Origin of the sequence: Pseudomonas sp. MWU13-2105 (genome assembly GCF_023242315.1) — a bacterium.
Taxonomy (GTDB): domain Bacteria; phylum Pseudomonadota; class Gammaproteobacteria; order Pseudomonadales; family Pseudomonadaceae; genus Aquipseudomonas.
Window position 1 is genome coordinate 1 of sequence record NZ_JALLIY010000030.1, and the last position, 18,019, is coordinate 18,019.

18 protein-coding genes and 1 pseudogene are annotated in these 18,019 nt (G+C 60.0%); 9 read left to right on the forward strand and 10 right to left on the reverse strand.

Annotation, left to right across the window (positions count from 1 at the left end):
- Positions 1 to 258: 258 nt before the first annotated feature.
- The 6 genes and pseudogenes from pstB to M5B96_RS32935 all read right to left on the reverse strand — a co-directional run.
- Positions 259 to 1,038, reverse strand: a complete 780-nt coding sequence (gene pstB / locus M5B96_RS30645; RefSeq protein WP_100944227.1) for a phosphate ABC transporter ATP-binding protein PstB — start codon at positions 1,036 to 1,038, stop codon at positions 259 to 261.
- Complete coding sequence (gene pstA / locus M5B96_RS30650) at positions 1,038 to 1,910, reverse strand: phosphate ABC transporter permease PstA (RefSeq protein ID WP_103497235.1); 873 nt, start codon at positions 1,908 to 1,910, stop codon at positions 1,038 to 1,040. The genes pstB and pstA overlap by 1 nt, the downstream gene beginning before the upstream one ends.
- Entirely contained in the window at positions 1,907 to 2,875 is a 969-nt protein-coding gene (pstC, locus tag M5B96_RS30655) for a phosphate ABC transporter permease subunit PstC (RefSeq protein ID WP_412548669.1), read from the reverse strand. Before pstC ends, pstA begins: the two co-directional genes overlap by 4 nt.
- A gap of 103 nt (positions 2,876 to 2,978) precedes the next feature.
- Complete coding sequence (gene pstS / locus M5B96_RS30660; RefSeq protein WP_248800734.1) at positions 2,979 to 3,995, reverse strand: phosphate ABC transporter substrate-binding protein PstS; 1,017 nt, start codon at positions 3,993 to 3,995, stop codon at positions 2,979 to 2,981.
- 189 nt (positions 3,996 to 4,184) lie between these two features.
- On the reverse strand, positions 4,185 to 5,027 hold the full coding sequence (locus M5B96_RS32930) for a methyl-accepting chemotaxis protein (RefSeq protein WP_412548670.1): 843 nt from the start codon (positions 5,025 to 5,027) through the stop codon (positions 4,185 to 4,187).
- A gap of 15 nt (positions 5,028 to 5,042) precedes the next feature.
- Positions 5,043 to 5,864, reverse strand: a pseudogene (locus M5B96_RS32935) (cache domain-containing protein); the annotation flags it as partial.
- Between the two features lie 200 nt (positions 5,865 to 6,064).
- On the opposite strand from M5B96_RS32935, the gene M5B96_RS30670 reads away from it, so the two are divergent.
- The 6 genes from M5B96_RS30670 (at position 6,065) to M5B96_RS30695 (ending at position 12,829) form a co-directional block, all read left to right on the forward strand.
- Positions 6,065 to 6,505 (forward strand): YeeE/YedE family protein, encoded by a 441-nt coding sequence (locus M5B96_RS30670; protein ID WP_248800738.1) that lies wholly within the window; start codon positions 6,065 to 6,067, stop codon positions 6,503 to 6,505.
- Positions 6,502 to 6,924, forward strand: coding sequence for a DUF6691 family protein (locus M5B96_RS30675; protein WP_248800740.1), 423 nt, complete (start codon positions 6,502 to 6,504; stop codon positions 6,922 to 6,924). Before M5B96_RS30670 ends, M5B96_RS30675 begins: the two co-directional genes overlap by 4 nt.
- Positions 6,925 to 7,647: 723 nt before the next feature.
- Positions 7,648 to 9,252 carry a tetratricopeptide repeat-containing response regulator gene (locus M5B96_RS30680; RefSeq protein WP_248800742.1) on the forward strand — a complete coding sequence of 535 codons (1,605 nt, stop codon included), beginning with the start codon at positions 7,648 to 7,650 and terminating at the stop codon, positions 9,250 to 9,252.
- The gene (locus M5B96_RS30685; RefSeq protein ID WP_248800743.1) at positions 9,249 to 9,941 is read left to right on the forward strand and encodes a sensor histidine kinase; all 693 of its coding nucleotides are present in this window, start codon (positions 9,249 to 9,251) and stop codon (positions 9,939 to 9,941) included. Before M5B96_RS30680 ends, M5B96_RS30685 begins: the two co-directional genes overlap by 4 nt.
- A 233-nt stretch (positions 9,942 to 10,174) precedes the next feature.
- Positions 10,175 to 11,416 (forward strand): glutamine synthetase family protein, encoded by a 1,242-nt coding sequence (locus M5B96_RS30690; RefSeq protein ID WP_248800793.1) that lies wholly within the window; start codon positions 10,175 to 10,177, stop codon positions 11,414 to 11,416.
- 72 nt (positions 11,417 to 11,488) lie between these two features.
- Complete coding sequence (locus M5B96_RS30695) at positions 11,489 to 12,829, forward strand: MFS transporter (RefSeq protein WP_248800744.1); 1,341 nt, start codon at positions 11,489 to 11,491, stop codon at positions 12,827 to 12,829.
- Positions 12,830 to 12,895: 66 nt separating this feature from the next.
- Here the strand turns inward: M5B96_RS30695 and M5B96_RS30700 are convergent, their stop codons facing one another.
- The 4 genes from M5B96_RS30700 to flgA form a co-directional block, all read right to left on the reverse strand.
- On the reverse strand, positions 12,896 to 13,639 hold the full coding sequence (locus M5B96_RS30700; RefSeq protein WP_248800745.1) for a flagellar brake protein: 744 nt from the start codon (positions 13,637 to 13,639) through the stop codon (positions 12,896 to 12,898).
- Positions 13,640 to 13,734: 95 nt separating this feature from the next.
- Positions 13,735 to 14,202, reverse strand: a complete 468-nt coding sequence (locus tag M5B96_RS30705; protein WP_248800746.1) for a flagella synthesis protein FlgN — start codon at positions 14,200 to 14,202, stop codon at positions 13,735 to 13,737.
- A 48-nt stretch (positions 14,203 to 14,250) separates the two neighbouring features.
- Entirely contained in the window at positions 14,251 to 14,571 is a 321-nt protein-coding gene (flgM, locus tag M5B96_RS30710) for a flagellar biosynthesis anti-sigma factor FlgM (RefSeq protein ID WP_248800747.1), read from the reverse strand.
- Positions 14,572 to 14,721: 150 nt separating this feature from the next.
- Positions 14,722 to 15,483 carry a flagellar basal body P-ring formation chaperone FlgA gene (gene flgA, locus M5B96_RS30715; protein ID WP_248800748.1) on the reverse strand — a complete coding sequence of 254 codons (762 nt, stop codon included), beginning with the start codon at positions 15,481 to 15,483 and terminating at the stop codon, positions 14,722 to 14,724.
- Between the two features lie 80 nt (positions 15,484 to 15,563).
- Between flgA and M5B96_RS30720 the strand changes: the two genes are divergently transcribed.
- The 3 genes from M5B96_RS30720 (at position 15,564) to flgB (ending at position 18,016) form a co-directional block, all read left to right on the forward strand.
- Positions 15,564 to 16,490 (forward strand): chemotaxis protein CheV, encoded by a 927-nt coding sequence (locus M5B96_RS30720; RefSeq protein WP_248800749.1) that lies wholly within the window; start codon positions 15,564 to 15,566, stop codon positions 16,488 to 16,490.
- Between the two features lie 54 nt (positions 16,491 to 16,544).
- Positions 16,545 to 17,372, forward strand: a complete 828-nt coding sequence (gene cheR, locus M5B96_RS30725; RefSeq protein ID WP_248800750.1) for a protein-glutamate O-methyltransferase CheR — start codon at positions 16,545 to 16,547, stop codon at positions 17,370 to 17,372.
- A gap of 236 nt (positions 17,373 to 17,608) precedes the next feature.
- Positions 17,609 to 18,016 carry a flagellar basal body rod protein FlgB gene (flgB, locus tag M5B96_RS30730; protein ID WP_248800752.1) on the forward strand — a complete coding sequence of 136 codons (408 nt, stop codon included), beginning with the start codon at positions 17,609 to 17,611 and terminating at the stop codon, positions 18,014 to 18,016.
- The last annotated feature ends 3 nt before the right edge of the window (positions 18,017 to 18,019 follow it).

The window sequence follows — 18,019 nt, forward strand, 5'->3', positions numbered from 1 at the left end:
CGGTGGCAGGCCCGACCTGCTGTAGAGACTGTTCCGCCGCCATCGCCGGCAAGCCGGCTCCTACAGGGGGCAGGTGTTCCAGCGCAGGGATAGCAGCGTGCCCGGCTTCTGTAGGGGCTGCCGGCGATGGCAGCCGCATGTCATCGCAAGGCTTACTGGCCCCATCGCCGGCAGGCCAGCCCCTGCACGCAGGCGTAGCCAATAAATCCCAGGTATAAAAAAACCACCTCTGCAGGTGGTTTTTTATTCGCGGTCAGATCAGCCAAAGCGCCCGGTCACGTAGTCTTCGGTCTGCTTCTTCTTCGGATTGGTGAAGATCGTGTCGCTCATCGCATGTTCGATCAACTCACCCATGAACATGAAGGCGGTATAGTCCGATACCCGTGCCGCCTGTTGCATGTTGTGGGTCACGATGATGATGGTGTACTGCTCTTTCAGTTCAGTGATCAACTGCTCGATGCGCCCGGTGGAGATCGGGTCAAGGGCGGAAGTCGGCTCATCCAGGAGCAATACCTGTGGCCGCAAGGCGATGGTCCGCGCGATGCACAGACGCTGCTGTTGGCCGCCCGACAGGCCTTGCGCGCTCTGCTTGAGCTTGTCCTTGACCTCATCCCACAGCGCGGCGCCACTCAGGGCCTGCTCGACGCGTTCATCCATCTCATGCCGGGACAGTTGCTCGTGGTGGCGCACGGCGTAGGCCACGTTGTCGTAGATCGACATCGGAAACGGCACGGGTTTCTGGAATACCATGCCGACATGGCTACGCAGGCGGTTCATCGAATAACCCGGGGCGAGGATGTTCTCGCCGTTGAGCAGTACCTCGCCACGCGCTTCCTGCTTCGGGTACATGGAGTAGATCCGGTTGAACACCCGCAGCAGTGTCGACTTACCGCAACCTGAAGGTCCGATGATCGCAGTGATGCGTTTCTCTGGAATATCCATGTCGATGGACTTCAGGGAGCGCTGGTTGTTGTAAAAAAACTCCAGGCCACGAACGCGAATTTTGGTTTTTTCGTTGCCAAGGTCACGGCTATTCATCAAGTCAACCTATTGCGCAAAAGGATCAAACGGGACAGAAGGCTGAGGATCAGTACGAACAAGGTCAGTACCAATGCCCCCGCCCAGGCCAGGGAGTGCCAGTCCTCGAAAGGGCTCATGGCGTACTGGAAAATGACCACGGGCACGCTGGCAATCGGCTTGAGCAGATTGCTGCTCCAGAACTGGTTGCCGAACGCGGTAAACAGCAGCGGCGCGGTTTCACCGGTGATCCTGGCCAGCGCCAGCAAGATACCGGTCAGCACACCGGCTTTCGCCGCGCGCAGGACGATTTGCAGGGTCAATTTCCACTGCGGGACACCCAATGCCAGCGCCGCCTCGCGCAGGGTGGTGGGTTGCAGTTGAAGCATTTCATCCGTGGTCCTGACCACCACCGGAATCACCAGGAGCGCCAAGGCCAGGGCCCCGGCGATCGCGGAGAAACCAGACTGGTGATTGGTCAGCAGGTTCAACGGCAGGATCACTGCGGTGTAGACAAACAGACCCAGCACAATCGACGGTGCCGACAGCAGGATATCGTTGATGAAACGGACGACGTTGCCCAGGCGCGAATGGCGTGCGAACTCCGCCAGCCAGATGCCCGCCATCAAGCCGATCGGCGTGCCGATCAGCAGGGCGATCGCCGACATCAGGGCGCTGCCATAGAAGGCATTGGCCAGGCCGCCTTCCACACCCGGTGGCGGTGTCATCTGGGTAAAGAGGCGTAGATTGAGCGCCTGAAAGCCGTTGATGATGGTGGTCAGCAGGATCCACACGAGCCAGACCAGGCCGAAGACCGTGGCGCCACAACTGAGCACCATCGCCAGCTGATTCTTGAAGGCGCGGATGCGATAGAGACGTTCGTTGCCGGTCATACACCCTCCTTGCGTGACAGCCGCATCAGCAGGAGCCGGGCCAGTGCCAATACGATAAAGGTGACGATGAACAGCAGGAAGCCCAGTGCGATCAGCGCGGAACGATGCAGGTCGGTATAGGCTTCGCTGAACTCGTTGGCGATGACCGAGGCAATGGAGCTGCTGGGCATCAGCAAGGAAGCCGAGAACTGTTGAGCATTACCCAGCACGAAGGTCACGGCCATGGTTTCGCCCAATGCGCGTCCCAGTCCGAGAAAAATACCGCCGACTACCGCGGAGCGGGTGTAAGGCAGGACGATGTCCCAGACCACTTCCCAAGTGGTGCCGCCCAATGCGTAGGCTGACTCCTTGAGGGGGGTGGGAACACTGCGAAACACCTCCTGCATGACCGAGGTGATGAAGGGCATGATCATGATTGCCAGGACGATGCCGGCGGTCAGCATGCCGATGCCCAGGGGCGGCCCCTGAAACAGCGAACCGACCAGGGGTAACGAACCCAGGTAGTCGTTGATCCAGGGGGACAGATGTTCGGCCATGAACGGACCGAACACGAACAGGCCCCACATGCCATAGATAATCGATGGAATCCCCGCGAGCAATTCAACCGCCGAGGCGACGGGCATCCGTAGCCAGGGTGGTGCGACCTCAGTCAGGAAAATCGCAATGCCAAAGCTGACGGGAACCGCAATCAGCAAGGCCAGGAAAGACGTCACCAGGGTGCCATAGATCGGTACCAAGGCACCAAAGTGGTTATTGACCGCATCCCACTCGGTGCTGGTCAGAAAGCCGAAGCCGAAGGTCTTGAGGGCAAGACTGCCGCCCCAGAGTGTCGACGCTGCAATGCTCGCCAGAAGCAGCAGCACCAGCATCGCCGCGCCCATCATGGAGCGCTTGAACCAGAGATCATGACGCTGATCGCGAGTCGCACGCGCATCACTCGTCACTTCGCCAGCATAAATGGTCATGCTCGGAGGTTGCACTATATCGTTCATCAGAAGTCTGCTCACAAACAAACCCCTTCACTCGGCAAAGACTGCCCGAGGAAGGGGTGTTTTAGCTATTGCTGGATCAATGGGCGAAGTCAGACTTCCAGTAACCTTCGATGCGCTTGACGAGGGAGTCAGGCAAAGCCACATAGTCCAGTGCCGAAGCCTGTTGCTGGCCATTTTCCAACGACCATTTGAAGAAGTTGAAGGCCGCCTGGCTCTGCTCGGCATTCTTCGGCTGTTTGTACATGATGATCCAGGTGGTCGCCGTGATCGGCCATGCACCGTCGCCAGGAGCGTTGGTCATGATCAGGTTGAAGTCTTTGGCGTTGGCCCAATCGGCAGTGTCGGCAGCGGCGGCAAACGCTTTGGCGTTGGGCTGGATGAATTTCCCGGCGGCGTTCTTCAGTTGCGCGTGGGTCATCTTGTTCTGCAGGGCGTAAGCGTACTCAACATAACCGATGGAGTTCTTGATCTGCTTGACGTAGGCGGAGACACCTTCGTTGCCCTTGCCACCGACACCGACCGGCCAAGGCACGGTGGTGCCGAAACCGATTTTGGATTTCCAGCCATCGCTCACTTTGGCGAGGTAGTTGGTGAAGTTGTACGAGGTACCCGAGCCGTCAGAACGGTGGACCACGGTGATCTTGCCGCCAGGCAGTTTCACGCCCGGGTTCAGCGCGACGATAGCCGGGTCGGTCCACTCGGTGATCTCACCAAGGAAGATTTTCGCCAGGGTTTCACCGTCGAGCTTCAATTGGCCCGCGGCGACACCGTCGATGTTCATCACCGGCACGATGCCGCCGATCACGCTAGGGAATTGACCCAGGCCGCCGGCCTTGAGGTCATCAGCCGACAACGGGGCGTCGGAGGCACCAAAATCAACGGTGGCCGCCTTGATCTGGGCAATACCACCGCCCGAGCCGATCGACTGGTAGTTGATGCGATTGCTGGAGTCTTTGCTGTAGTCCTGCGACCACTTGGACAAAACCGGATAGACAAAGCTGGAGCCTGCGCCGGTTACATCGGTCGCGTGAGCGACACCGCTCAGGCAGAGAGACGCCAGCAGGACAGACAGGCTTTTTTTAGTCAGCAACATCACGACAACACCTCAATGAAAGGGTTAAGTGGAGTGACCCACCTATAAAGAGACGTTACGATTTAATTCCTGAAATATTTCTGTCTGATGACTGTGGTGTGATTTTTGGTAATATTTTGAAATGAAGAATCATTCATTTGTCTGGGTTCCCTTGGGCGCCGCAAAATAGACAGCGCCCTGGTCGCACCTTCAGACCCTGAAACGTTTGACCAACAGCCCCAATTCCCGCGACAGTTGATCCAGCTCGACACACATTTCGTTGTTGCGCGTGGTGATGGCCTGGGTGTCGTTGATGTGCTGGCTGATTTGCGCCAGGCTCTGGTTCACCTCGGCGCCGATGCTCGACTGTTCTTCCGCGGCGGTTGCGATCTGGTTGTTCATGCCGTTGATCTCGGACACCGCATTGCTTACCTGGGCCAGGATCTGGCCAGTGCCGTTGACTTTGGTCACCGCCAGCTCGCTGCCACCGAGGCTGCTCTGCATGGTGCTGACCGCCGCGCGGGCGCCCTGTTGCAGTTGAGTGATCTTGGCCTGGATTTCCTGGGTGCTTTGCTGGGTACGCTGAGCCAGCGAGCGGACCTCGTCGGCCACCACGGCAAAGCCACGACCCTGCTCACCCGCGCGGGCGGCCTCGATGGCGGCGTTGAGGGCCAGTAGATTGGTCTGCTCGGCAATGCCGCGGATCACATCGAGGATGGAACCGATGGACTCCACGTCGCTGCCCAGGGTCTGGATATCCTGGGCGGCCTTTTCGATATCCCGCGCCAGGCCGCCGATGGCATCCACGGTGTCGTTGACGTTGGTTTGCATGGCCTGGGCCTGCTCATCGGTATCGCGGGTCGCCTGGGCGGCACTTTGCGCCGATTCCGCGACGTTATGCGTGGCCAGGGCCATCTGTTCCATGGCGTGGGTGACCTGTTCGGCATCGCGGGTCTGGCGCGTCAGCGCGTCGGCGGCATGCTGGGCGCTCTGCTTGAGCTGTTCGTTGCGCTCATGCAACTGCTGGGCGCAGCGGGCCAGGTCCAGCACCATATGGCGGATTTTTCCGGCGAACTGGTTGAACGCACCGGCCAGCTCGGCGGTTTCTTCATTGCCATCGACAGGCAACTGGCGGGTGAGGTCGCCGTCTTCGCTGGCCAGGTCTTGCAGGCTGCGGGTCAGTAAGCCGAGTGGCCTGACGATGCTGCGGGCGACATAAGCGGCGGCGATGCTGAGCACGATCAGCAGCACCCCCATGATGCCCCATTGCTTCCAGCGTAGGGCATCCATGGCCTGCTGCTGGTGTTGCGTTTGCGCGGCGATCAGGGCGTCCAGGCCGTCGACATAAAATCCGGCGCCGACGATCCAGTTCCATTTATCCAGGTAAATGGCGTAGGACAGCTTGGGGTAGGCGGTCTCGTCATTGCCGGGCTTGGGGAAGTAGTACGTGACGAAATCACCGCCATGTTTGGCGGCGGCGATCAGTTCTCGGATCAGATAGGTACCGTGGCTGTCTTTCAGGTCCCAGAAATTTTTCCCATCGTCTTTGCCGGCGGCCAGGAAAATCCTGTCGCCCTTGTCGTTGTAGCCGAAGAAATAACCGTCTTGCCCATAGTGAAGTTCGCGCAGTCGACGCCGGGCTTCCTCCTGGGTGGCCGGGCTCATGGCATCGGCCCCTTCATAAAGCGGCTTGATGGTGCTGTAGGCCAGGTCGAGGTAGTGCACCAACTCGTCCTTGCGGGTTTTTATCAGGGTCTGGCGCGTCTCCTCGATGCTTCGCTCGCCCATGGCCTGCTGTTCGGAAAAGGCCAGCAGTTGAATGATCAACGCCAGCAAGAGGGCAGGAATCACAGATAGCAGCAGAACCTTGTTGCGTATTTTCCACTTCATAGGAAATCCCGGGTCGAGGAGCAAGCTTGTTATATTTCTTGTATCGACTCACAGGCATGATCTTTCAGTCCTGTGAGTCGGATTTTTCAAGGAGCGTCGCTACTGGTGTGACGATATCCGCCCAGGAGGGCCGGAACATTGACTCAGGTCGACTGTACTCACGACCATGCATATTCTCTTTATTCAGCGGACGAGGCGATATGACTATCGACTGGCTTGACTTTACGCCGTGGTCGGCACTGGCCGGAGGCGCGCTGATCGGGCTCGCGGCGGCTCTGTTCATCCTTGCCAACGGCCGTATTGCCGGCATCAGCGGCTTACTCGGCAGCCTGCTGCAGCGCGGCAGCGAGGGCTGGGGCGAAAAGGCCTTGTTTCTGCTTGGCCTGCTGCTGGCGCCGTTGTTGTGGGGCGCGTTCCATGCACTTCCGACGATCCGGTTCGAGACTGGCGTGCCCGGCCTGGTGCTGGCGGGCCTGCTGGTGGGATTGGGAACCCGTTATGGCTCGGGCTGCACCAGTGGACACGGCGTGTGTGGTATTTCACGGCTGTCGCCACGCTCGATTGTCGCCACGCTGTGCTTCATGGCCGCGGGATTTGCCACGGTCCATATTCTTCGCCACGTGTTGGGAGTCTCGCTATGAACAAGCTGACGGCTTTTTTCAGCGGCCTGATATTCGGTATCGGCCTGCTGCTGGCGGGTATGGCCAACCCGGCCAAGGTCTTGGGTTTTCTCGATCTGGCGGGGGCCTGGGATCCTTCCCTGGGGCTGGTCATGGCGGCGGCGGTGGCCGTGGCGGCCTGGCCATTTCACTGGGCTGGCAAACACCGGCATTCGCTGTTGGGCGCGCCGATACAGCTACCGCTCAAGCGCGAGCTGGATGCGCGCTTGATTGGCGGCAGTCTGCTGTTCGGTGTGGGTTGGGGGATCGCCGGGATCTGTCCGGGACCGGCGGTGGCGATCCTGCTGACCGGGCATTGGCAGGTCATCGTGTTCGTGCTGGCCATGCTGGCCGGTATCCAGTTGTTTGCGTTGCTGGAAAAGCGCCGGGCGATGCGTTGAACCGGCGGCCTACTTGTCGTCTTCGCAGCCCAACCCTTGGCGTTGTCGTCGGCCAGGTCGCCGTCGATAAAGACTCCGGGTTTATCCAGTTTGTAGTGCTGTGGCTTGAGCGCGGCCACCAGTACTTGCTGGGCTTGCTCACGACTCAGGCCGTGGGGCTTGATCTGTGCCGGAGGCAGCGCCGAAGCGGCACAGGCCGAGAGGGTGGCGCTGGCCAGACCGAGTGCCAGCGACCCTGCGCAAAGGGTTTTGATCAGCACGCCAACCGTTCTTTGACCGTGGTGACGAAGGTGACGGCGCTGACGTTATTACACTGCCTGGGGGTCAAGATTATTCCCTTATATGACCTGTCGCTTCCATGGGTACCCGATAAAGCCGCGGACAGTATAGGGCAGCGCGGCGCCGCGCCGCATTCGATGCTGACACACCCTCGCCAGGCTCTCAGGTTTTCGCGGTGTCTGACGATACCCTGATTGGGATAACCCGAAAGTCCGCTATCGCGGGCTGGGTGTGTGTCTCAAGCGGTTGATCAAGCCTCTATGACTTTTGCCGCTACGCTTGGCAAAAGGTCGGGTTTTGCCTGCAATTTTGTACGATGCTGTAAAGTTGCTTGATGGCAAATTGCCGTTAGTTATTATCTGCGCGCGAAGGTGGCAGGGAAGCTGAACCCGCTCTGGTGATTGCCCACGGGCTCATCTTCTATCTCCCATGACAGGAATCTCGATGCTGGCGTATCACCAAAAAAACTTTCTTATCGTCGACGATTTCTCCGATTTCCGTAGTTCAGTCCGGTCCATGCTGCGGGAGTTGGGGGTCAAGGAAGTGGACACCGCCGACACCGGGGAGCAGGCGCTGCGTATGTGCGCACAGAAACGTTACGATTTCGTGCTGCATGACTACCATCTGGGTGATGGCAAGAAGAACGGCCAGCAGGTACTTGAAGACCTGATGACCGACAAGCTGATCAGCCATGAAAGCGTGTTTGTCATGGTCACCGCCGAAAGCAGCCAGGCCATGGTGCTATCGGCTCTCGAGCACGAGCCCGATGCCTACCTGACCAAGCCGTTCAACCGCGCCAGCCTGGCCCAGCGCCTGGAAAAGCTGGTGCAGCGCAAGAACCTGCTCAAGCCGATCATGCAGGCGCTGGACCGCGACAAGCCGGCCGAAGTGCTGGCCGCCTGTACCCGCCTGACCCAGCAGGACAGTCGTTTCGCCCCGTTGTGCCTGCGCTACCGCGCCGACGCGATGTGGAACCTGAATCAATTCGAACCCCTGGAACGCTTTCTCACCGGCATCCTCGCCGACCGCCCGCTGCCCTGGGCTTATGCGCGCATGGGGCAATTGCTGTTCAAGCGCAACCAGGTGGCCCAGGCCAAGGCGCTCTATGAGACCGCGCTCAAGGCCTTTCCGATGATGCCGGCGCTCTATGATGGCCTGGCCGAGGTGCTGGTGCAGGAAGGCGATACCCGGCGCGCGCAGAGCGTGCTGGAAGAGGCTGTACGTCTGTCGCCCCTGGCGGTACGCCGGCAGTCGTTGCTGGGCAAGCTGGCGCTGGCCAACGAAGACTTTGAAAGTGCCTCCCGGGCCTACCGCCAGGCCGTGTCCCAGGGCGAGCAATCGCGCTTCAAGGATCCGGAAAGCAATCTGGGCCTGGCCCATGCGCTGATCAGCAAGGGCAGCGAGCGCGGACTGGATACCCGCACCCGGCTGGAGATCAACCAGACCCTGAGCGCGGTGGCCAAGGAAAACGCCAACGACCAGGGCTTGCAGGTGCGTGCGCGCTTGATGAAGGCCACCAGCCTGCTGCTCAACGATGCCGAAACCGCCGACAAACTCACCGAGCAGGCCATGTCGCGCCTGGACGGCATGGAGAACTTCATGAGCGCCGAGGCCGCGCTGCTGGTGGCCAAGCAACTGCAGCAACTGGGCCAGGCCGACGCCGGGGCATCGATGCTCAAGAGCTGCGTGGAGATCTACGGCGACGATCCGACGGTGATGAAGGGCATCGCCAAGCTGACCGATGACCCGGAGATCCTCGGCAGCGGCAAGGCGGCCATCGATCTCAACGTACAGGGTGTGCGCAGCTACAAGGGCGGCAATCTGGACGAAGCCGTGGGCCTGTTCCGCCGCGCCCTGGCGCTGCAACCGAAGAACATCAGCATTGCCTTGAACGCGGCCCAGGCCTTGCTCGTCATTGCCCAGAAGAGCGGCGATGCGGCGGTACTCGAAGAGTGCCGCGGCTGTCTGAAAATGGTCGGCAAGATGCCGGACAGCGATCCCCGTTATGAGAGGTATCAGAAATTGCGCACCCGGGCGTTTGGCGAATGAGTGACAGTCACGAGGGGTTGGATTTTTCCACGGTGATCGCCTCCACCGTGCATGACATGAAGAACTCCCTGGCGATGCTGACACAGGCCCATGGCCAGTGGCTGGCGCGCTTGCCCGACGTGCAGCGTGATACCCCCGAACACAGTGTCATCGAGTATGAGTTCGCGCATCTCAATACCATGCTGGTGCAACTGCTCGGGCTGTACAAACTGGGGGTCAACCAGTTGCCGCTGCGTCCGGATTATCATGAGATGGACGACTTTATCGGCGCGCAACTGGCCGGGCGCCAGGAGTTGCTGAGCAGCCGCGGGATCGTCGCCAGTTGCGAAGTGGACGACTTCAGCCCGCTGGGTTTCTTCGACCGGGAACTGATCAGTTCGGTGGTCGGCAATATCATTACCAATGCCATCGGCTACGCCTGTCATGCACTGCTGGTCAGTGTCCGCGAAGAGGGCGAGCAGTTGGTGCTGAGCATCAATGACGACGGTCCCGGCTATCCGGAACAGATGGTCGAGCGCCAGGCCGATTATGTCCAGGGTATCAACCCGGCCACCGGCAGTACCGGCCTGGGGCTGTATTTCGCCGCGCGGATTGCCGGGCTGCACGAGCGCAACGGCGTGCGCGGGCGGATCGAGATCGCCAATGGCGGGACCTTGGGCGGAGCATTGTTCAGGCTTTACCTGCCTTGATCGCGATCGCCGGGGCAAAAGCTGGGTGCACTCGCAGGCTTTTCTGTATTCCCTGCTTGAAATTTTGAACGGGTGATGCGTATTTTGTACAGGACGCCGTTAGCGGCCCGTACAATAACAAGGATTGAGTCATGACGACCGATGGCCAGCGTTCACTCGCCCTGCGACTGACCGGCATTGATGAGATTGAGTGTGTCACCCCGGACCTCAATGGCGTACCCCGCGGCAAGGTAATGACCGCCGAGGGTTTTCTCGAAGGACGACGCCTGCAGATGGCCCGTGGGGTGTTGCTGCAGTGCATCATGGGCGGTTATCCGCCGGCGCGTTTCTATGGCAGTGACGACGGCGACCTGGCGCTCAACGCCGATCCCCAACAGATTCACCGCCTGCCCTGGAGCCGGCAACCGCGTGCCCTGGCGATCTGCGATGCGGACGAACTGAGCGGCGAAAGCTCCAGCCTGTCGACCCGGGGCCAGCTCAAGGCGGTGATCGCGCGTTATGCGGCCCGTGGCCTGGCGCCGGTGGTCGCGACCGAACTGGAGTTTTTCGTCTTCGCCCCCAATACCGATCCGGCCCAGGCGTTCCTGCCGCCGGTGGGCCTGGACGGTCGACGCGAGGACGGCCATTCGGCGTTCAGCGTCAGTTCCAACAACGGCCTGCGGCCTTTTTTCGCCGAGGTCTACGAATGCATGGCCGCCCTGGGACTGCCCCGGGATACCTTCATGCACGAAATGGGCGTCAGCCAGTTCGAGATCAACCTGCTGCATGGCGACCCGCTGCTGTTGGCCGACCAGACCTTCCTGTTCAAGCACCTGCTCAAGGAAGTCGCCCTCAAGCACGGCCTGACCGTGGTCTGCATGGCCAAGCCGTTGGCCCATACCCCCGGCAGTTCGATGCATATTCACCAGAGCGTGGTGCAGGCAGATGGCGGGGGCAATGTGTTCAGCGACGCCAACGGCGAGCCGACGGCGACGTTCCGGCATTTCATCGGCGGCCAGCAGGCCTGCCTGGCAGATTTCACGGCGCTGTTCGCGCCGAACGTGAATTCCTACCAGCGGCTCTGCCATCCCTTTGCTTCGCCAAACAATGCCTGCTGGTCCCATGACAACCGCTCGGCCGGTTTGCGTATTCCGGCCAGCGCGCCGGTGGCGCGACGTGTGGAAAACCGCCTGCCGGGGGCCGATGCCAATCCCTATCTGGCAATAGCCGCGAGTCTGGCGGCTGGCCTGTACGGGATCGAGCACGAGCTTGAACCGACAGCGGCGATCCAGGGTGAATTCGAAGTCCCGGATTCTTTGTCGTTGCCATGTACCTTGCATGCCGCACTCGAACGTCTGAAACGTAGTTCGTTGGCCAGGGAGCTGTTCGGCAGTGTGTTCATCGAAGGCTACATTGCCTCGAAGAGCCTGGAGCTGACCAGTTTCCTGGATGAAATCACCCCCTGGGAGCGTCGTGTTCTGGCCTCTCAGGCATAGCTGTAGCCGTCCCGTTCGGGCTATCTTGTCGGATAGCCCGATACCCTATTCAAGGAGCCGCTCGGAACGCCGATGCGCCAAATCTGGAAACCCTTTCGAGCGTTGTATTTCGCCTCGCTGATGATGTTGATCGGCTCCGGTCTGCTGAGTACCTATCTGGCCTTGCGCCTGGCTGCCGAGCACGTCGACAGCCTGTGGGTGGGCGCCTTGATGGCCGCCAACTATTTTGGCCTGGTGCTCGGCGGCAAGCTCGGCCACCGGCTGATTGCCCGGGTCGGGCATATCCGCGCCTATGCTACCTGTGCCGGTATTGTCGGCGCGGCGGTACTCGGTCACGGTTTGATCGACTGGTTGCCGGCCTGGCTGTTCCTGCGGATGATCGTGGGCCTGGGGATGATGTGCCAGTACATGGTCATCGAGAGCTGGCTCAACGAGCAGGCCGAAGCCAAGCAGCGTGGCGTGGTTTTCAGCGGCTACATGATTGCCTCCTACCTGGGGCTGATCCTCGGACAGATGATCCTGGTCCTGCACCCGGCCCTGGGCCTGGAGCTGCTGATGGCGGTGGCGATGTGCTTTGCCCTGTGTTTGGTTCCCGTGGCCATGACCCGGCGGATTCACCCGGCACCGTTGCATCCGGCGCCATTGGAGCCGCGCTTCTTCATGAAGCGGGTGCCGCAATCGCTGACCACGGTTCTCGGTGCCGGGATCATCGTCGGCTCCTTTTATGGTCTGGCCCCCTTGTATGCGTCCCAGCAGGGGCTGTCCACCGAGCAGGTGGGCCTGTTCATGGGCTGCTGCATTTTTGCCGGCTTCCTGGTGCAGTGGCCACTGGGCTGGATCTCGGATCGCTATGACCGGGCGCTGTTGATTCGCAGCATCGCCTTCATGCTGGCGTTGGCCTCATTGCCGCTGGCGATCATGTCCCATGCGCCGCTGGAGGTATTGTTTGCCGCGGGCTTCGTGGTGTCCTTGCTGCAGTTCTGCCTGTATCCGCTGGCAGTGGCCTTTTCCAATGACCATATCGAGGGCGATCGCCGGGTCTCGCTGACGGCCATGTTGCTGATGACCTATGGCATCGGCGCAAGTATCGGGCCCCTGGTGGCCGGTGTGCTGATGAAGCTGTTCGGCAGCCAGATGCTCTACGCGTTTTTCAGCTTCTTCGCGGTGATGCTGGTGTGGCGGATTCGGCCGGCGGCGGTGACCAACCGGCATCAGGTCGAGGATGCGCCGCTGCAACACGTGGTCATGCCGGAAGCCATGTCGCCTTTGGGGGCTGCGCTTGACCCGCGGGTCGACGAGCAGATCGTGCTGGACCAGATGTGCGACAGCGTCGTGCCCACGCCGCCCGAGGCCGAGGTGGCAGCCGAGGTGGACGAGTCGGACCCGGAGCCGGCGCACAAGTCGAGCAACTGAGACGTTAGGAATAAAAAAACGGGCCACCTGATAAGGGTGGCCCGTTTTTTTATGGCGATGGCTTGATCAGAAATCGTCGTCTTTATCGAAGCGTCGCGCTTCACGTTGCAGTTGGTAGACAAAACGCTCGACCTGGCGTTGGACCAGGCCGCTCATGTTGTGGAAGCGCACGCCGGCAAAGGTGGTGTTGATCCGTTCCTCGAAGTGCAGGTGACGCAGTTCCACGGGGGCGGTCATGGGGCCGAAGGGCAGGGCGGCAATGAAGCGCTCGTAGACCTGGCCCAGTTGCAGGCGGTCGGAAATATCGCCGTCGAAACGCAGTTTGCAACCGGTGGCGGAAATGTCCAGCAGCTTGCCGGTCAACGGCGCCTTGAGCTTCTCGCCGCCCAACTCGACATTGACCAGCGCGGCCAGCTTCAAGGCCGCGCGGAAGGCATTGCGGCGTTGGTGGTAGACCACTTCAACAGGCATCGAGCCGCGGTAGCAACCGTTGGTCTCGTCGATGGTCATGGGCTGCGGCTGTTCCCAGGCGATTCGCACGCCTTCATGGAAGCCTTCGACGCGGAAGGGCTCGCCGGCGGACAGGAAGCGCTCGCCATCGCGAGGCATCATTTCGTCCAGGGCCAGGGTGCCGGCTTCGCGGTTGACATCGATCACAAAGCTCTGGAAACGCTGGCTGCGCTCGTGAAAGGTGATGATCAGCGGGTCGTGACTTTCCTGCAGCATCCGCAGGTTGGCGGAAATTTCCAGGGGCGTGCTAAGCACCTTGGGTGGCTGCGGAGCATCTTCCGCGCTTGAGGCATTGGACACGGTTCATCAATCTCCAGACAAAATACGACTGCACGCAAAAGCTAGCATTTTGCCAGCATGTTGCGCGCCTTGATAGAGCACGCGCAAGGCCCGGCTCAAGCCTGACTGAGCGGGCGCGGTTTCATGGACATTGCCGTTGAACCGCGTGCGTCATAGAGGGCGGGGGTTTCGCCGCCGGTCAGGATCTTCAACTGGTTTGCGGTTGTCGCTTGCTGAACCTGGATATTGCGACCATTGAGCTCGTTGGCGGCTTGGCAATCGGCCAGCAATTGGGTCAGTACATCGCTCTGACTCAACAATTGTTCGCCAATGCTGGACTGCGCGGCGAGTTGTTCCAGTCCGGTACGGTTGCTGGGCAAATTGAGGCCGGTGAGCAACTGGCTGCGTTTGCGGCCATGCTGTTCCAGCAGAACGATCAGCGCTTGCTTGCGGGCCAGGATTTCTTCCAGCTCGAACATGTTGCGACCATGGAGCGCCAGGGATTCGGCGCGCAGCAACTCAAGCAGGTCTTGAGCTGGGGCAAAATCGTCGGTGATCAGTTGCAGCAGAGTGTTGTCGTGCATGGCTGGCCTTGGTTTTTAAGCGTCCAAAAGCCTGACGCAGGCCGAAGCCTAGCGCTGGGCTTCGAAGTTGAGCAGTTTGCTGGCTACGCGGTTGCTGTCGACTTTGTAGCTGCCATCGGCAACCGCCTGCTTCAACTCGGCCACGCGGGCACTGTTGACGACAGGTTGGTCGCGCAGCTTGTCAGTGACTTGTTGCAACTGCTGAGCCTCATTACTGAGGTGTACCGATTCCCCGCTCTGGCTGACCGAGGCGGCCGGAGTGCTCACGGGCGCGGACTTGCCGGAGCCGTCGGCTTCCTTGCCGGCACTGGTGCGCGTACTGCCTGTCAGTGACGGGGCGTTATTCAAACGACTGAAATCGATGACCATGATGAAAAAAACCTCTGGGTATTTGGACGCTTGCCTTGTTTTCGGCCATACCCGGGAAAACTTTAGGCTCATATGAGAATGAGTCTGCACGTGCCGACGGTGTCCCTGCCTGGACACAGTTTAGGAAAAGCTGCTGCTCAGCGCCAGTCTCTACAAGGCAACTTCCACTTGTCCCGGCGCGGTCACCCGTGCCTTGATCACCCGCTGCGAGTTCAGGTTCTTGATCCGGATCTGTTCGTTCAGGCCGCCGTTGGACAGGGCCTCGCCCGGCATCTTGACCACCAGGCCACCGCTGGTCGCACTGATGACCACCTGATCGCCCTTGCGGACCACCTCGGCCTGCTCCAGATGAACCAGGGTGATGACCTGATCCATGACCATTGGTCGGACAAGTTTCTGCCCGATGGCTTCGTCCGTGGTCGTCAGGAAACCCTGGTTGATCAGGCTGATGTCGCGTTCGCGCAGGGCGACATCGCCGGGTTCGATGATTCCGGCGCGTTTCAGCGGGCGCGTGGTGACCACCACATTGCGGAATAGCTTGACCTGGGCCGGTACGAACACGGTCCAAGGCGAGCTACCTTCGCAGCGGACCTTGACCGTAACCCGACCAATGGGTGTGGCGGGGCTTTCCAGGGTGGCTGTCAATTCCTTGTCGCAAGCGGCCATGCGCAGACGCGGATCGAGCTGGTTGACCTGGATTTCGTAGCGTCCTTCGGTTTGACTGGTGGCCAGATAGTCTTCTACCGTGAACTCAAGAAAGCCTTGGGTCACGCCGATAAGCTGGTCAGGCAGGGTCGCTGAGTCTGCAAGGGCAGGGCCGCCGGGGTTCAGACTGCATAAAACCGCCAAGACCCAGAGCAATCTGCGGTACTGTGATGTCAGGCGTCGAAAAAATGTCGTTTGTGCTTTCATAACAGTATAAAAAGCAAGGCTCGTGCCGTTTAGTGCCGAATGGGCGTCGGATCATGAAGCTTGTGTGAGAGGTGGCTGGCATGGCGGGTGTAATGGATTCGGTGAACCAGCGTACGCAACTGGTCGGGCAGAATCGCCTTGAGTTGTTGTTGTTTCGTCTGGATGGTCAGCAGTTGTACGGGATCAACGTGTTCAAGGTGCGGGAGGTACTGCAGTGCCCCAAGCTGACCCTGATGCCCAAATCCAGCCCGGTAGTCTGTGGCGTGGCGAATATCCGCGGGGCAACCATTCCCATCCTGGACCTGGCGATGGCCACCGGGTCGGGCGGTCTCAAGGATCAAAGTAATCCGTTTGTGATCATTACCGAGTACAACACCAAGACCCAGGGTTTCCTGGTGAAGTCGGTGGAGCGCATCGTCAACATGAACTGGGAAGAGATCCATCCGCCGCCCAAGGGCACCGGGCGCGATCACTACCTGACCGCCGTGACCCGGATCGACAACCAGTTGGTGGAAATCATCGACGTCGAGAAAATCCTCGCCGAGGTTTCGCCGACTTCCGAGTCCATCTCCCATGGGGTGGTCGATGTCGAGACCCAGGCCAAGGCGGTGTCGATGCGGGTGCTGACGGTGGATGACTCGTCGGTGGCGCGCAAGCAGGTCACGCGTTGCCTGCAGACCGTGGGCGTGGAAGTGGTGGCGTTGAACGACGGCCGGCAGGCGCTGGATTACCTGCGCAAACTGGTCGACGAGGGCAAGAAGCCGGAAGAAGAATTCCTGATGATGATTTCCGACATTGAAATGCCGGAAATGGACGGCTACACCCTTACAGCCGAGATTCGCAACGATCCACGCATGCAAAAACTTCATATCATCCTGCATACTTCCTTGTCGGGGGTCTTTAATCAGGCAATGGTCAAGAAGGTCGGTGCCGATGATTTCCTGGCCAAGTTCCGTCCCGATGACCTGGCAGCACGGGTAGTCGATCGGATCAAGGCGGCAGAATAAGCGATCAGGAACCTCCGTTCCTGGCAGTACGAGCGATTGTAGAGGCGGCATCATTTGTCTACGGGTAATTTGGATTTCGAACAGTTCCGGGTCTTCCTGGAAAAGGCCTGTGGCATCCTGCTGGGTGAAAACAAGCAGTATCTGGTTTCCAGCCGTCTCAATAAACTGATGGAGCAGCAGGGGCTCAAATCCCTTGGTGAACTGGTCCAGCGGATCCAGACGCAGCCACGCAGCGGTTTGCGCGAGCAGGTGGTGGATGCCATGACCACTAACGAAACCTTGTGGTTTCGCGACACCTACCCCTTCGAGGTCCTGAAGAACAAGGTGTTGCCGGAAATGATCAAGGCCAGCCCCGGCCAGCGTCTGCGGATCTGGTCGGCGGCCTGTTCGTCGGGACAGGAACCCTATTCGATCTCGATGTCGATCGATGAGTTCGAGCGGAGCAACATGGGGCAGTTGAAGGGCGGTGCGCAGATTGTCGCCACCGACCTGTCCGGGCTGATGCTCACCAACTGCAAGAGCGGCGAGTACGACAGCCTGGCCATTGGCCGCGGCCTGTCGCCCGAGCGCCTGCAGCGATTCTTCGACCCCAAGGGGCCGGGGCGCTGGGCGGTCAAGGCGCCGATCCGCAGTCGGGTGGAATTTCGCTCGTTCAACCTGCTGGACAGCTATGCGAGCCTGGGCAAGTTCGACATCGTGTTCTGCCGCAACGTGTTGATCTACTTCTCCGCGGAAGTGAAGAAAGACATTCTGCTGCGTATCCACGGCACCTTGAAACCAGGTGGCTACTTGTACCTCGGAGCCTCGGAAGCCCTGAACGGTCTGCCGGATCATTACCAGATGGTGCAGTGCAGCCCGGGGATCATCTACCAGGCCAAGTAGGCGCCAAGCCCTACAAGAAACGGGAACCGACGGGTTCCCGTTTTTTTTGCGGTTTTTTTGCCGCTTTACCGGCACCCGGCGGAAATGCCTTGCCGCTTTTCTGGCATTGCCGCTCGCCACCTGCCCGCAAGCCCTTGATTTACCTGCATAGGGAAATTGGCATGGGCCTTGCTTTGTCACTTGTAACGAAAAGCCTGTTCCACAAAACCAGGTCAACCCGCTAAAGGTTTCCCGACATGAGCATCAACTTCGATAAAGCGCTCGGCATCCATGAGCAAGCCCTGGCCTTCCGCGCCCAGCGCGCCGAAGTTCTGGCGAACAACATCGTCAACGCCGATACCCCGAACTACAAGGCGCGGGACATGGATTTCTCCTCGGTGCTCGCCGAGCAGAGCGACAAGGCCAAGAACGGCAGTTTCGCGCTGAACACCACCAACACCCGCCATATCGAAGCCGAAGGTCTGAGCAACGGCGATGCCGCGCTGCAGTACCGCACTCCGATGCAGCCCTCGCTCGACCAGAACACCGTGGACGCGCAGATCGAGCAATCGAACTATGCCAAGAACTCGGTCGATTTCCAGGCCAGCTTCACCCTGCTGAACGCCCGATTCAAAGGGCTGGTTTCAGCCCTGCGTGGAGAATAAATC